18 protein-coding genes are annotated in these 13887 nt (G+C 62.5%); 14 read left to right on the forward strand and 4 right to left on the reverse strand.

Annotated features, from left to right (window positions below; genetic code table 11):
• Positions 1-3 precede the first annotated feature (3 nt).
• From GTP46_RS24560 to GTP46_RS24585, 6 genes are read left to right on the forward strand one after another with little or no spacing between them, the layout of a single operon-like run.
• Positions 4-330 carry an urease subunit beta gene (locus GTP46_RS24560; protein WP_161009262.1) on the forward strand — a complete coding sequence of 109 codons (327 nt, stop codon included), beginning with the start codon at positions 4-6 and terminating at the stop codon, positions 328-330.
• A gap of 8 nt (positions 331-338) precedes the next feature.
• On the forward strand, positions 339-2039 hold the full coding sequence (ureC, locus tag GTP46_RS24565) for an urease subunit alpha (protein ID WP_161009263.1): 1701 nt from the start codon (positions 339-341) through the stop codon (positions 2037-2039).
• A gap of 15 nt (positions 2040-2054) precedes the next feature.
• A complete protein-coding gene (gene ureE / locus GTP46_RS24570) occupies positions 2055-2564 on the forward strand; it encodes an urease accessory protein UreE (protein ID WP_161009264.1) in 510 nt (169 codons plus the stop codon).
• The gene (locus GTP46_RS24575; RefSeq protein WP_161009265.1) at positions 2564-3244 is read left to right on the forward strand and encodes an urease accessory protein UreF; all 681 of its coding nucleotides are present in this window, start codon (positions 2564-2566) and stop codon (positions 3242-3244) included. The genes ureE and GTP46_RS24575 overlap by 1 nt, the downstream gene beginning before the upstream one ends.
• Before the next feature lie 10 nt (positions 3245-3254).
• Complete coding sequence (gene ureG / locus GTP46_RS24580; RefSeq protein ID WP_202414421.1) at positions 3255-3878, forward strand: urease accessory protein UreG; 624 nt, start codon at positions 3255-3257, stop codon at positions 3876-3878.
• Positions 3879-3887: 9 nt separating this feature from the next.
• A complete protein-coding gene (locus tag GTP46_RS24585) occupies positions 3888-4433 on the forward strand; it encodes a HupE/UreJ family protein (protein ID WP_161009266.1) in 546 nt (181 codons plus the stop codon).
• Between the two features lie 6 nt (positions 4434-4439).
• On the opposite strand, the gene GTP46_RS24590 is transcribed toward GTP46_RS24585, so the two are convergent.
• Positions 4440-5057, reverse strand: a complete 618-nt coding sequence (locus tag GTP46_RS24590; RefSeq protein WP_161009267.1) for a 1-acyl-sn-glycerol-3-phosphate acyltransferase — start codon at positions 5055-5057, stop codon at positions 4440-4442.
• A gap of 141 nt (positions 5058-5198) precedes the next feature.
• On the opposite strand from GTP46_RS24590, the gene GTP46_RS24595 reads away from it, so the two are divergent.
• The 7 genes from GTP46_RS24595 (at position 5199) to GTP46_RS24625 (ending at position 11178) form a co-directional block, all read left to right on the forward strand.
• On the forward strand, positions 5199-6536 hold the full coding sequence (locus GTP46_RS24595; RefSeq protein WP_161009268.1) for a sigma-54 dependent transcriptional regulator: 1338 nt from the start codon (positions 5199-5201) through the stop codon (positions 6534-6536).
• A 182-nt stretch (positions 6537-6718) separates the two neighbouring features.
• Positions 6719-7684, forward strand: coding sequence for a hypothetical protein (locus tag GTP46_RS24600; RefSeq protein WP_161009269.1), 966 nt, complete (start codon positions 6719-6721; stop codon positions 7682-7684).
• A 49-nt stretch (positions 7685-7733) separates the two neighbouring features.
• Positions 7734-8018: a hypothetical protein gene (locus GTP46_RS24605; protein ID WP_202414422.1), complete on the forward strand. Its 285-nt coding sequence runs from the start codon at positions 7734-7736 to the stop codon at positions 8016-8018.
• Positions 8015-8674, forward strand: coding sequence for a C39 family peptidase (locus GTP46_RS24610; RefSeq protein ID WP_161009270.1), 660 nt, complete (start codon positions 8015-8017; stop codon positions 8672-8674). The genes GTP46_RS24605 and GTP46_RS24610 overlap by 4 nt, the downstream gene beginning before the upstream one ends.
• Before the next feature lie 14 nt (positions 8675-8688).
• Positions 8689-9102: a hypothetical protein gene (locus GTP46_RS24615; RefSeq protein WP_161009271.1), complete on the forward strand. Its 414-nt coding sequence runs from the start codon at positions 8689-8691 to the stop codon at positions 9100-9102.
• A gap of 10 nt (positions 9103-9112) precedes the next feature.
• Entirely contained in the window at positions 9113-10171 is a 1059-nt protein-coding gene (locus GTP46_RS24620; protein ID WP_308495447.1) for an acetate kinase, read from the forward strand.
• A gap of 59 nt (positions 10172-10230) precedes the next feature.
• Positions 10231-11178 carry an MBL fold metallo-hydrolase gene (locus tag GTP46_RS24625; RefSeq protein ID WP_161009272.1) on the forward strand — a complete coding sequence of 316 codons (948 nt, stop codon included), beginning with the start codon at positions 10231-10233 and terminating at the stop codon, positions 11176-11178.
• Positions 11179-11191: 13 nt separating this feature from the next.
• On the opposite strand, the gene GTP46_RS24630 is transcribed toward GTP46_RS24625, so the two are convergent.
• Positions 11192-12247: an alkene reductase gene (locus tag GTP46_RS24630; RefSeq protein WP_161009273.1), complete on the reverse strand. Its 1056-nt coding sequence runs from the start codon at positions 12245-12247 to the stop codon at positions 11192-11194.
• A gap of 11 nt (positions 12248-12258) precedes the next feature.
• Positions 12259-12549: an ArsR/SmtB family transcription factor gene (locus tag GTP46_RS24635; protein ID WP_161009274.1), complete on the reverse strand. Its 291-nt coding sequence runs from the start codon at positions 12547-12549 to the stop codon at positions 12259-12261.
• 128 nt (positions 12550-12677) lie between these two features.
• On the opposite strand from GTP46_RS24635, the gene GTP46_RS24640 reads away from it, so the two are divergent.
• Complete coding sequence (locus GTP46_RS24640; RefSeq protein ID WP_161009275.1) at positions 12678-13685, forward strand: hypothetical protein; 1008 nt, start codon at positions 12678-12680, stop codon at positions 13683-13685.
• A gap of 2 nt (positions 13686-13687) precedes the next feature.
• Here GTP46_RS24640 and GTP46_RS24645 read toward each other — a convergent pair whose 3' ends face one another.
• Entirely contained in the window at positions 13688-13885 is a 198-nt protein-coding gene (locus GTP46_RS24645) for a hypothetical protein (protein ID WP_161009276.1), read from the reverse strand.
• Positions 13886-13887 lie beyond the last annotated feature (2 nt).

Below are 13887 nucleotides of genomic sequence, written 5' to 3' on the forward strand. Positions count from 1 at the left end.
ATCATGATCCCAGGTGAATACAAGCTTGAAGAGGGCGAGATCGGTCTGAACGTGGGGCGCGAAACCGTCACCGTCGTTGTCACCAACCAGGGCGACCGCCCGGTGCAAATCGGCTCGCATTTTCATTTTTTTGAAGTCAACTCCGTGCTCAAGCTGGAACGCTGGAAGGCTTATGGCATGCGCCTGAATATCGCCGCCGGCACCGCCGTACGCTTCGAGCCGGGCCAGCAGCGCACCGTGGAACTGGTGAAGCTGGACGGTGACCAGGAAGTCTATGGCTTCAACGGCAAAGTAATGGGCAAGCTGGCTTCCAAACCACCCAAAGAGTAAAGGTTCTCATGGCTACAATCTCGCGCCGCGCCTATGCGGAGATGTTCGGTCCCACCACCGGTGACCGCATCCGTTTGGCCGATACGGAACTGTTTATCGAAATCGAGAAGGACTACGCCACCTATGGCGAGGAAGTGAAATTCGGCGGCGGCAAGGTGATCCGCGACGGCATGGGCCAGTCGCAGCGCGTGGCCGCCGATGTGATGGACACGGTGATTACCAACGCGGTGATCGTTGACCACTGGGGCATCGTCAAGGCGGACATCGGCCTGAAAAACGGCATGATCGCCGCCATCGGCAAGGCCGGCAATCCGGACATCCAGTCGCACGTGACGATGGCGATTGGCGGTGCAACTGAAATCATCGCCGGCGAGGGCATGATCGTCACCGCCGGCGGCGTCGACACGCACATCCATTTCATCTGCCCGCAGCAGATCGAGGAAGCGCTGATGAGCGGCGTGACCACCATGATCGGCGGCGGCACTGGTCCGTCGGCCGGCACTTCGGCCACTACCTGCACGCCGGGGCCGTGGCATTTGCATTCGATGCTGCAGGCGGCCGATGCGTTTCCGATGAACCTCGGTTTTCTCGGCAAGGGCAACGTCAGTTTGCCGGCGCCGCTGGAAGAGCAAATCCTCGCCGGCGCCATTGGCCTCAAGCTGCACGAAGACTGGGGCAGTACACCGGCCGCCATCGACAACTGCCTGACGGTAGCCGACAACATGGACATCCAGGTCGCCATCCACAGCGATACGCTGAACGAAGGCGGCTATCTGGCGGACACGCTGGCCGCGTTCAAGGACCGCACCATCCACACCTTCCACACCGAAGGCGCGGGCGGCGGCCATGCACCGGACATCATTGCGGCGGTGGGCGAATCGAATGTGCTGCCGTCGTCGACCAATCCTACGCGGCCGTACACGATCAATACACTGGACGAGCATCTGGATATGCTGATGGTCTGCCATCACCTCGATGCCGCCATCACCGAGGACGTGGCGTTTGCCGAATCGCGCATCCGCCGCGAGACCATTGCGGCGGAAGATATCCTGCACGACATCGGCGCGATTTCGATGATGTCGTCCGACTCGCAGGCCATGGGCCGCGTCGGTGAAGTCATCCTGCGCACCTGGCAAACGGCGCACAAGATGAAGGTGCAGCGCGGACCGCTGGCGCCGGATTCCTCGCGCGCCGATAACTTCCGAGTCAAGCGTTATATCGCCAAGTACACCATCAATCCGGCCATCACGCACGGTATCGCGCATGCGGTGGGCTCGGTGGAAGTGGGCAAGATCGCTGACCTGGTGCTGTGGAAGCCGGCCTTCTTCGGCGTCAAGCCACAAACTATTCTGAAAGGCGGCATGATCGCGGCGGCTTTGATGGGCGATCCGAATGCCTCGATTCCAACGCCGCAACCGGTGCATTACCGCCCGATGTTTGGCTCCTACGGCGGCGGTTTGAAGAAGTCGTTCACCTTCGTGTCGCAGGCTGCGTACGACGCTGGTATCGGTGATCAACTGAAGCTGAATAAAACGCTGATCGTGGCCAAGGGCATGCGCGCGCTGCGCAAGTCGGACATGATCCACAACTCATTGGCGCCGAAGATGGACGTCAATCCCGAAACTTATGAAGTGCGCGCCAATGGCGAACTGCTGGTCTGCGAACCAGCTTCCGTCCTGCCGATGGCGCAGCGCTATTTCCTGTTCTGATTTTGCTGACTGATTATGCTAACACTTCATACCAAAATCTCGCAAGCCGATGCGATCGCCGCGCAGCTGGTGCTGCCTTATGAACTGCGCGAGAAATGCCGCCTGCGCGCCACGCTGGATAACGGCGAAGACGTGGCCGTGTTCACCGTGCGCGGCACCGTGCTGCGTGACGGCGACCTGCTGACCGGCGAAGACCAGCGCGTGGTGCGCGTGGTCGCTGCGCCGGAACCGACCTACAAAGTCACCTGCGCCGATGCGCATGCGCTGCTGCGTTGCGCTTTCCATCTCGGGAACCGCCACACGCAGGCGCAGGTGGGCGACGGCTTCCTGCGCATCCGCGCCGATGCGGTGCTGAAGGAAATGCTGCTTGGCCTGGGCGCGACGGTAGCGGAAGAATCGGCTGCATTCGAGCCGGAGTCCGGCGCGTACGGCGGCGGTCACGGTCACCATCATGACCACGGCCATGGTCCGCTCGCGCCGATCCCGCTGCGCCAGAAAATCCATCGCCCGGGCGACGCCAAATAATGCAAGCTGCCGCGCTGCTCAACCTCCTGCAATTCGCCAGTCCTGCTTTGCCGATTGGCGCGTACAGCTATTCGCAAGGGTTGGAAGCGGCGCTGGAAAACGGCACGGTACACAACGCCGACACCGCGCGTGCGTGGATCGCCCGCCATTTGCATGAAGTGGTCGCGCAATGGGAAGCTCCCATCGCCTGGCGCTTGATGCAGGCCTGGTCGGCGCGTGATTGGCGCGCGGTCAGCGATTGGAGCGAAAAATTCATCGCTTCGCGCGACAGCGCAGAATTCCGCGCCGAGACCATCCAGATGGGCTACTCGCTCACTAAGCTGGTGGCGGAGCTGGGCATTACCGATGCCGGCATGCTGGCGCAGTTGCAGGCGGAATCTGAAGTCGCATTGCCAACCGCTTTCGCCTGCGCTGTCGCCGCGCTGGAGATTCCGCACACCGAAGCGCTGCTGGCCATGCTGTTCGCATGGGCCGAGAACCAGGTGCTGGTGTGCGTGAAGTCGGTGCCACTGGGGCAGGTGGCCGGCCAGCGCATGCTGCTGTCGCTGCGTGAAGATATCGAAGCCGCCGCCCGCCACGCGCAAGCCGTCAGCGATGACGACATGTGCAACTGGGCGCCGGGCCTGTCGCTCCTCTCCATGCAGCACGAAGTTCAATACAGTCGTTTATACAGATCGTGAAAGAATAAATATGAATACCTCCAATCCTCTCCGCGTCGGCATCGGCGGCCCCGTAGGCTCGGGCAAGACCGCATTGTGCGAAATGCTGTGCAAGGGCATGCGCGATCACTTCGACATGGCCGTCATCACCAACGACATCTACACCAAGGAAGACATGGAGATCTTGCTGCGCGCCGACGCGCTGCCGGCCGAGCGTCTGATGGGCGTGGAAACCGGCGGCTGCCCGCACACGGCCATCCGCGAAGACGCCTCCATCAATCTGGAAGCTATCGCCCGTATGCAGGCTGACTTCCCGAACCTGGACCTGATCCTGGTGGAATCGGGCGGTGACAACCTGGCCGCCACTTTCAGCCCGGAGCTGTCCGACCTGACCATCTACGTGATCGACGTCGCCGGCGGCGAGAAGATTCCGCGCAAGGGCGGTCCAGGCATCACGCGCTCCGACCTCCTGATCATCAACAAGACCGACCTGGCACCGCACGTGGGCGCAGACCTCGACATCATGGCGCGCGACGCCAAGCAGCAGCGCGGCAGCCGTCCGTTCATCTTCACCAACCTGCGTAGCGGCGAAGGCGTGACCAAGGTTATCGACTTCATACGCGAACAAGGCCTGCTGGGCCAAACCCCACACTAAGGAGCAAACATGAAAAAAATCGCCGCCCTGACTTTGGCCTTGGTCAGCACCGCCGCCTTTGCCCACACCGGCACTGGTGCGCATTCGCATGGCTTCCTGTCCGGCTTCGCGCATCCATTCACCGGCCTCGATCACTTGCTGGCGATGCTGGCCGTGGGCGCATGGAGCGTACGCCAGCCGAACGCCAAATGGCTGCCGGCTACCTTCATCGGCATGCTGCTGGTGGGCGTGGCAACCGGCGCGGCCGGCTTCACGGTACCGGGACTGGAAACCGGCATCGCCCTGACGGTGGCGTTGATGGGGGTATTGCTGGCAGTAGCGGTACGCCTGCCGGCTGCAGCCAGCACGGTGATGGTCGGCGTGTTCGCGCTCCTGCATGGTAACGCGCACGGTCACGAACTGCCGCAAGCGGCAAGCGCCGTCGGCCTGTTGGTGGCAAGCGCGCTGCTGGTCTACGGTGGGAAGCTGCTGGGCCGCGTCAGCCCGGCGCTGGCCGTGAAGGCCTCGGGTGCGGCAATCGCCGCCACCGGCGTGATGCTGGCGGCGACGGCTTAAGAGGACTTACTTGCGCTCGTCGCTGCGGCGTTCCTGCAGCACGATGGGCGCTTCGTTTTCCGGATGCAGGCCGCGATGGCCTTCATACACGGCGCGGATGGCAGCCATATCGGCTTCCTGGTCGCCGGTCAGGTACAGGTGGTCCACCAGGCCCAGCGTCTTGTTCGGATAATCAATGTACACGAGGCACAGCGGCACCTTGGCTTCTAACGCCAGGTGATAGAAGCCGCTCTTCCAGTGCGGGCGATAGCCGCGCGTGGCTTCCGGCGTGATGCCGACCCAGTACCATTCAGCGGCGTTCATGCGTTCGGCCTGCGCGCGTATCATGCCTTGCGGCGCGCTGCGGTCGACCGGTTCACCACCGAGATAGCGGAACCAGCCACCCAGCGGCGACTTGAACAGCGAGTCCTTGGCCAGCCAGCGGAACGGCAGGTTCAGCGCCCACTTGCCGAACAGGCCGATCAGGAAATCCCAATTTGTGGTGTGCGGATAGACCACCGCGATGCCGCGCGGGCCGGGCAGGGGACGGTACAGCATGCGCCAGCCGAACAGCTTCAGCACGCGCAGCGCCGTGCGCTGGCGCCAACCTGGCAGGGCTGCTACCTTCATTTCAAATTCATTCATCTCTCTACATCCCGTTTTTTTAATCTATTTGAAGTATTGACAGGTTGTTATTCACCTGTTCAAAAAAGCAGCGCGCATTCTATATTGGCCTCGCCGGTGGCACAAGCTTGAACTTTTCTCATCATTTCCCGTCCAATATGCATGACGACGAAATCGATACTCTGCGTGGGCGTCGGCGTACCGCGTCTGCCGGCGGACTGGGAACTGATACAAGCAGCCACGCCGGCCGAAGCGCGCCGTCATTACAAGGCGCAGCCGTGCGCCGTCGGCCTATTAATAGTGCAGGAGACAGACCGCAGCGAAGAGTTGCATGCCTTCCTCCTCGATCACTGGGACTTGCACTGGATTGTCGTGCTGCCGCCTGCTGCGCTGGATCTGCCCGTGTGGCGCCAACTGGTGCGGGACCACTGCATTGATTATCACACCGCACCGGCGGACAGTGAGCGGCTGCGCCATGCACTGGGGCACGCGTTTGGCATGGTGGCTTTGCGCCACGACGCCTCACCACCACGCGCGCGTGACGATGCCACGCTGACTGGCCAAAGCAGCGCCATCCTGCGTTTGCGGCGGCAAGTGGTGAAAGTGGCCTCAGCCAGCGCGCCGGTGCTGATTTGGGGCGAGAGTGGCAGCGGCAAGGAACTGGCGGCGCAAGCCGTGCATGCGCATTCGCCGCGCCGCAAGGGACCATTCGTGCCCATCAACTGCGGCGCGATTCCGGCTTCGCTGATTCAATCGGAATTGTTCGGCCACGAGCGCGGTGCTTTTACCGGGGCGGCGCGCGACAAGCGCGGCCTGATCGAAAGCGCGCAGGGCGGCTCTATCTTCCTCGATGAAATCGGCGATTTGCCGATGGAGCTGCAAGCCAATCTGCTGCGCTTCCTGCAGGAGAAGACCATCTACCGCGTCGGCGGCACGCGCAGCATAGCGGTCGATGCGCGCGTGATCGCCGCTTCCCACGTCAACCTGGCGCAGGCTGTGCAGCGCGGCGCCTTCCGCGAAGATTTGTACTACCGCCTCAACGTGCTGGCGCTGGATGTGCCGCCGCTGCGCGAGCGGCGCGACGACTTGCTGCCGCTGGCCGAACATTTTTTCCATGCCTTCGCCAGCGAGCGCGCGCCGCGCGTGCGCGGCTTCAGCAGCGGTGCCGCGCAAGCGATCCGCGATTACGACTGGCCCGGCAATGTGCGCGAGCTGATTAACCGCGTGCGCCGCGCCATGGTGATGGCGGAAGGCCGCCTGATCCAGCCGCTAGATCTTGGCTTGGGCGCGGCGGCGGCGTCCGCACCGCTACAACTGGACGACGCCCGTATCCGCGCCGAGCGCGACGCCATCGATGCCAGCTTGCTGCGCGCCGGCCGCAATATTACGCTGGCTGCGCGCGACCTCGGCGTCTCGCGCATGACGCTTTACCGCCTGCTGGCCAAGCATGGGATACCGGCGTCGTCGCGTGCAGGTTACACCGGCGGCCAGAGTGAATGAACGGCGCGCTGTCACATGCGCGTGACGAATCGCAGCAGCACGACGGCTGCATCAGCGCTGCTGCTGCCCGATAGTCCTTGCAGATCAAGACCTTGCCGCCGGTGGCACCAAGTTTGCGAAAGAAGTAAGACCGGGGATAGGTTCCCCGGTCCCATCCCTCAAACTGTAAGGTAGGAGCAGCTATGAAAAAAACTCTAATCGGCGCGGTCATCGCATTGGCTTTCACGCAGGCTTACGCGCAGACGGCGACCACACAGAACGGTACCGGCGCCAGTGCCAACGATAGTTCCAGTGCCTCGCTGGACAGCAGCACCAAGAACGCGAACAGTAATAACAACAGCAGCGGAGCGGCGACGTCCAACGCGCTGGCAGGCGTGGCGGCCAATAACGGCGGCACGGCCACGTCGGCGTTCAGCAATTCGTACAACACCACCAGCGCCAATGCCACCAGCACGCTGAACGGTACGGTCGGCGGCAACACCGTCAGCGGTATCGGCAATTACGTGGAGAACAACGGCAGCAGCACTGGCGGCGCGGCAGCAGGTGGGGTGGGTGGTAATGCTCGCGGCGGCCGGGCGGTGTCCAACGGCGGCTCGGGCGGCGAGGCTTATGGCGGCTCGGGTGGCGCCGGTAGTGCCGGCGGTAGCGCCAGCAACGGCAGCGCTTCCAATGGCTCGCCGTATGTGGGCGGGACTTCTGGCGGTAACGGTGGCGGCGGCGGTGGTGCTGGCGGCGGTGCCAGCGCAGGCGATACCGGTGCGGCATCGGCCAACGGCGCAGCCGGCGCCAGTGGCGGTGCTGGCGCTTCCGGCACTGGTGGCACGGCCAGCAACGGCAACCCAAGCAACGGCAGCGCCACCGGTGGCGCTGGTGCGGCGGGCGGCGCAGGAGGAGGCGGTAGTAGCGGCGCAGGCGGGGCTACGGGCGCTAACACGGGAGGCATGGCTACCGGCGGCAATGGTGCTGGTGGTACTGGCGGTGCGAGTGGTGCGCTGTCGGTGGATGCTGGCACCTTCAACCTGTCCAACACCATGACCAGCGTCGGCCAGTCGGCGGCGGGCATCATGGCTGCGGCGCAGAACAGCGGCATGTCGTCGCTGATCCAGCAAAGCGTGAATGTGCAATCCAACCTGACCCTGGGTCACTAATAAAAGGGCGGGACGCTTGCGTCCCGCCTTCTTGAAAGGGAGGACAGGTATGCTCATCGCTTCCACCATCGTCGCCTTGATGCTGGCTTTCGACAGCGAGCCGGTAACGGATGAAAAACTCGCCACACTGCACGCCGGTACGGATACGGTGTCCAACGAGATGCGCGTGAACGGCACGGTCACGCAGAATAGTGCGTCGGACGTTGTCAGCGGCGCCAACACCATCAGCAGCGGGGCATTCAGCAATGCATCCGGCTTGCCGGTGGCGATACAGAATTCCGGCTCCAACGTGCTGATACAAAACGCCACCATCATCAACATTCAAATGCAATGAAGATCATCGCCTTGTTGATGCTGGCGTGTAGTGCCCACGCTGCCGAGCTGCCCGTGCCGAATGGCAGCTACACCTTGCACGTCACTAGCTTGAAGGAAGCGCGCTTCCGCTCCACTGTGCACCAGCAGTTTGATTTCAGCTGCGGTTCGGCGGCGGTGGCGACGCTACTCAGCTATCACTACAACACGCCGGTCTCGGAAGAGCAGGTGTTCAACGCCATGTACGCGCAGGGCGAGCAGCAGAAGATCCAGCACGAAGGCTTTTCGCTGCTGGACATGAAGCGCTACCTGGCGCAGCGCGGCTTTATCGCTGACGGCTATGTGCAGCCGCTGGACAAGCTGTCGGCGGCGGGCTTTCCCGCCATCGTGCGGCTGGTGGAAAACGGCTATCTCCATTTTGTCGTTATCAAAGGGGTGGACCAACAGCGCGTGCTGATCGGCGATCCGGCCGGCGGCACACGCGCCATGCGGCGTGACGCGTTCGAGGCCGCATGGCCGGACCGCCTGCTGTTCGTGATCCACAACTGGAACGGCAAACCACTCTTCAACCAGGCCAGCGATTGGAACGTAGCGCCGCGCGCGCCATTGGGCGAGGCCGTCAATCGTGCCAGCCTGACCGATATCACGCTGCCGAAAAACGGCAGCGGCAATTTCTGAAAGGCGGTACCGCCATGCGCAAGATGTTATCGATTATGCTGCTGGCCTGCGCCACCGTTGCGGCGCAGGCCGACCCCACCGACGGCTGGAACGCGGTCGAGGACAGCCAGCTGGACGAGGCGCGCGGCGGTTTCGATGTCGGCAACGGCATGCTGGTGTCATTAGGTGTCGAACGTTTGGTTTCGATCAATGGCACTGTTGTAGCGAGTACCCATTTTTCCATCCCCGATATGACACAGTTGAGCGCTGCGGATGCACTGATGGCCAGCGATGCAATGGCCGCCGTGCTGGTGCAGAACAGTCTCAACGACCAGGCTATCCGCACCCAGACCACGATCAACACCACGGTCGCGAATCTGGCGCTGCTGAAGGCCGTTAACTTTGAAAGCAGCCTGCGTGAAGCCTTGAATAGCGCAGTCGGCAAATAGGGGGATGCACATGCAAGCAAAAGCAATATGGCTGACCGCAGCGATGCTGGCCAGTAGAATCGCCGTGGCTGAACCAGACCCAGTGGGCAACCCGCCGCAGCAGGATGGCCGTCCGCCAGCCGTGGCGCCGCTGTTCGAGCAGCCGGGCGTGCTGACGCCACGCGGCAAAATCGTGCTGGAGCCATCGATGCAGTTTGGCTATTCGTCCAGCAACCGCGTGGTGCTGGTGGGGTACACCATCATTCCGGCGCTGCTGATTGGCTTGGTCGACGTGCGCGAGGTCAAGCGCAATACGACTACGGCAGCGCTGACGGCGCGTTACGGCCTGAGCAACCGCGCCGAGCTGGAATTCAGGGTGCCGTATGTGTACCGCTCCGATTCCACCGTTAGCCGCGAGCTGTTCACCGGCACCGGCGTTGACCGCGTGTTCGAGACCAGCGGGCGCGGTGTCGGCGATGCAGAGCTGGCCTTGCGCTACCAGCTGAACGAGGGCGGCGCGGACAAGCCTTATTACGTCGCCGGGCTGCGTTTCAAATCGCGTACCGGCACCGATCCGTTCAGCGTGGTAACCGATTGCACCAAGCGTTGCGTCGGCCCTGACGCCACTGGCACCGGGCTGCCGCTGGAGCTGCCGACCGGCTCCGGCTTCTACGCGCTGCAACCGAGTTTGACGTGGCTGTACGCCAGCGATCCGGCTATCCTGTTCGGTACTGTGAGCTACCTGCATAACTTCAAGCGCGACAACGTCAACCGGCAGGTGCTGGGCGGCGAGTTGGAACCGCTGGGGGCAATCGCGCCGGGCGGTGTGATCGGCTTTAACTTCGGGGTCGGCCTGGCGCTGAACGACAGGGCGCTGATCAGCTTTGGCTACGACCACAGCTCCATCGCGCGCACCAAGCAGAACGGCGTGCCTGTGGCGGGTTCGGTACGCACGCAACTGGGCACGCTGCTGACCGGTTTCTCATACAGGATCAGCGACAAGCGCACACTCAACATCGCGGTGGGCGCCGGGTTGACGCGTGATACGCCGGACGTGCAACTGTCGTTCCGCTTGCCGGTCACGTTCTGACGGAATTCTTGTATTTGCGGTATTGTAGTGCTCCTGATAATTTTCAAAATAGGGGAGTCATGAGCAAACGTACTTTGACTGTCATTGCAGCGCTGTTGGCTGCGGCCACCACGGCGCAGGCGGCCGCGCCGATGGCGCGCTTCCAGGCCCCGGGCTTTTATCGCACCACGCTGGGCGACTTTGAAATCACGGTGCTGAACGATGGCACGCTGGACCTGCCTGTCGAGAAGCTGCTCAAACAGCCGGCCGAGAAGACCAATGCGGCGCTGGCCAAATCGTTCCAGAGCAGCCCGCTGCAAACGTCGGTCAATGGCTTTCTGATTAATACCGGCAGCAAGCTGGTGCTGATCGATACCGGTGCCGCCAGCCTGTTCGGCCCGACACTGGGCCAACTGGTCGGCAATCTGAAAGCGGCCGGCTACAAGCCGGAGCAGGTGGACGAGATTTACATCAGCCATATGCACGGCGACCACGTCGGCGGGCTGGCCTCGAACGAGCAGCGGGTGTTCCCGAATGCGGTGGTGCGGGCTGGTAAGCTGGATGCGGACTACTATCTGAACCAGGCCAATCTGGACAAGGCTTCGGCAGACGCCAAGGATAATTTCCAGGGACCGATGGTGTCGATCAATCCCTACGTCAAGGCGGGCAAGTTCCAGCCTATCGTGGCCAACAGCGAGCTGGTGCCGGGGATTAAGTCGTACTTCAATGGCGGGCATACGCCGGGCCACATCACCTATGTGGTGGAGAGCAAAGGACAGAAGCTGGTGCTGCTGGGCGACCTGCTGCACGTGCAGGCGGTACAGTTTGACGATCCGGGCGTGGGCATCCAGTTCGATACGGACAGCAAGATTGCGATTGCCGAACGCAAGGAAGCGTTTGCGGCGGCAGCCAAGGATGGTTACCTGATCGGCGCGCCGCATCTTTCCTTCCCTGCGCTGGGCCATGTGCGGACCAACGGCAAGGGCGGTTACGTGTTCGTCCCAGTGACGTACACGCAACCGCGCTAACTACGCTAAAGGCTTAAGCCAAAGCTGGGTAGTCGGTGTAGCCTACTTCGGTCGCGCCGTAGAAGGTTTCCGCTTTCCAGGCGTTCAGTGGAGCGTCTGCTTGCAGGCGTTCCACCAGGTCCGGGTTGGAGATGTAGTCCTTGCCGAAGGCGATGGCGTCAGCATGGCCGCTATCCAGCACGTCCTGCGCTACAACCTTGTCCATCTTCTCGTTGGCGATGAAGATGCCGCCGAATTCCTTCTTCAGCAGCGGGCCCAGGCTGTCTTCGCCCACCGCTTCACGCGCGGCGATGAAAGCAATCTTGCGCTTGCCCAGCTCGCGCGCCACGTAGCCGAAGGTTTCGGCCGGGTTGGCGTCGCCCATGTCGTGCGAATCGCGGCGTGGCGCCAAGTGCATGCCGACGCGGTCTGCGCCCCATACTTCAATCGCGGCATCCGTCACTTCCAGCAGCAGGCGGGCGCGGTTTTCGATCGGGCCGCCGTACTGGTCGGTGCGCTGGTTGGTTTTCGATTGCAGGAACTGGTCCAGCAGGTAGCCATTGGCGCCGTGAATTTGCACGCCGTCGAAGCCGGCTTTCTTGGCGTTTTCAGCAGCCTTTTTGTAGGCAGCGACCACACCGGCGATTTCCGAGGTTTCCAGCGCGCGCGGCACAGGATAGGCGCGTTGCGGACGCAGCAGGCTGACGTGGCCTTCAGCGGCAATCGCGCTGGACGATACTGGTGCTTCGCCGTTCAGGAAGCTTGGGTCCGAAATACGGCCCACGTGCCACAGCTGGGCGAAGATCAGGCCGCCCTTGGCGTGCACGGCAGCGGTGACTTGCTTCCAGCCTTCCACCTGTTCGTCCGACCACAGGCCCGGGGTGTCGGCATAGCCCACGCCTTGCGGAGTCACGGCGGTAGCTTCGCTCAGGATCAGGCCGGCGCTGGCGCGCTGTTCGTAGTACTTGGCCATCAGCGCGTTCGGCACGCGGCCGCCGCCAATGGCGCGGGCACGGGTCAGCGGCGCCATGACAACGCGGTTTTTCAGGGTGAGGGCACCAATGGTGATCGGGTCGAACAAGGTTGGCATGATTGAGTTCCTTAAAGTTGCATTTGGTCGACGAAAGCCTTGATGACTTCTTCGTCGCGTTTAAAGTAGTTCCACTGGCCGACGCGCTGCGACGTCACCAGCCCGGCCTTGACCAGTACGGCCAGGTGGGCTGACATCGTCGACTGCGACAGGCCGGCGCGCCGGTCTATCATGCCGGCGCACACTCCCAGGTTCAGCGGATGCTGCTGGTCCGAGAAGAACACGTCCGGCTCCTTCAGCCACGCCAGAATCTGGCGTCGCATCGGGTTGGCGAGAGCTTTGTGGATGGCGTCGATGTCCATGATTACCTATATGTATCGTGTTTTTCCGATTTCAATATCGCCATCTTACGATATAAAAGAAAAACGTGCTGGCGGCCGAAAAATCCTTTATGTTATGGGAACATTGTTGGAAATCTAACGAGGGCGGTATGTCGAGTCATTACCTGGATGTGGCAGTGGGCCTGTCCTACACTTTCCTGGCCGTGAGCCTGCTGTGCAGCGCTACGCGGGAAGCCATCGCCTCGCTGTTCCAGACGCGCGCCAAGGTGCTGCTGGACGGCGTGCTGACGCTGCTGCACGAATCGGCGGCGCGGCCCAGGCTGCGCGGCGTGTGGCCGTCGCTGCTGCGGCTGTTGCGGATCGAGGGCGGCTTCGGCCTGCAAAAGCTGGACGCCCAGTCGCTGACGGCGCAAGTGATGCAGCATCCGCTGATTACCGGCATGGCGCAGCAAGGGCGCATGCCGTCCTACATTCCATCGGCTATTTTTGCGCGGGCTTTTGTGTCCACGCTGACGTCCAAATACGGTAAGGAGCAAACTGCGCTGGCGCTGCTCACCAGCGTCGGCAACGACGGCTTGACGCGCACGCTGCTGGCCATCATGGGCGAAGGACCGAATGATGCGGCGGCGCTGGAGAACGCCGTGCGCCTGTGGTACGACACCGTGATGGAGCGCATCAGTGGCTGGTACAAGCGGCGCTCGCAGTTCGTGCTGTTTTTAGTGGGATTGTTTTATGCGTGTGCGATGAACATCGACGCACTGCAATTGTCGCAGCGCTTGTGGAACGACGCCGCGCTGACGGCACAGTTGGTGCAGAAAGCCGAAGCCGCCACGCCCGCAGCCGCACCGGCAGCAGAAGCCACGCCACTGGACCAGACCAAACAAGCCAAGGCGCAAGCGCAGGTGCTGCAGGCGCTGCCCATCGGCTGGCCCTCGGCACGCTTTGAACATGTCAGCGGCTTTTCCGCCATCAGCATTGCGCTGTTCTTTGCCGCACTAGGCTGGATTGCCACCGCCTTCGCCGCCTCGCTCGGATCGCCATTCTGGTTCGACGGTGTCGGCTGGCTGCTGGCCCTGCGCGGTACCGGCGCCAAACCCGCTGCCGAAACCACCGCCACGCCAGCGCCCACCATCACGCTGCCGAGCCTACGAAAGTAGCACTATTTGCCGAGCTGCGCGCACTTGGAAGATTGGATGGCGCGCTCGGTGATGCTGTCGATGCTTTTGATGGCGTCCGGCGTGCAGGAGGTGCTGTCGACGGCATGCGGCTGCGGCTTGCTGTTGATTTCCTTGTAGCCGGTGACCACCAGCCCGGCCGCAGCGCAGGCCAGCAAGATCCAGTTGAATTTGGTTTGCATGC

It is taken from the genome of Duganella flavida (assembly GCF_009857445.1).
In the GTDB taxonomy this organism is placed as follows: Bacteria; Pseudomonadota; Gammaproteobacteria; order Burkholderiales; family Burkholderiaceae_D; genus Rugamonas; species Rugamonas flavida.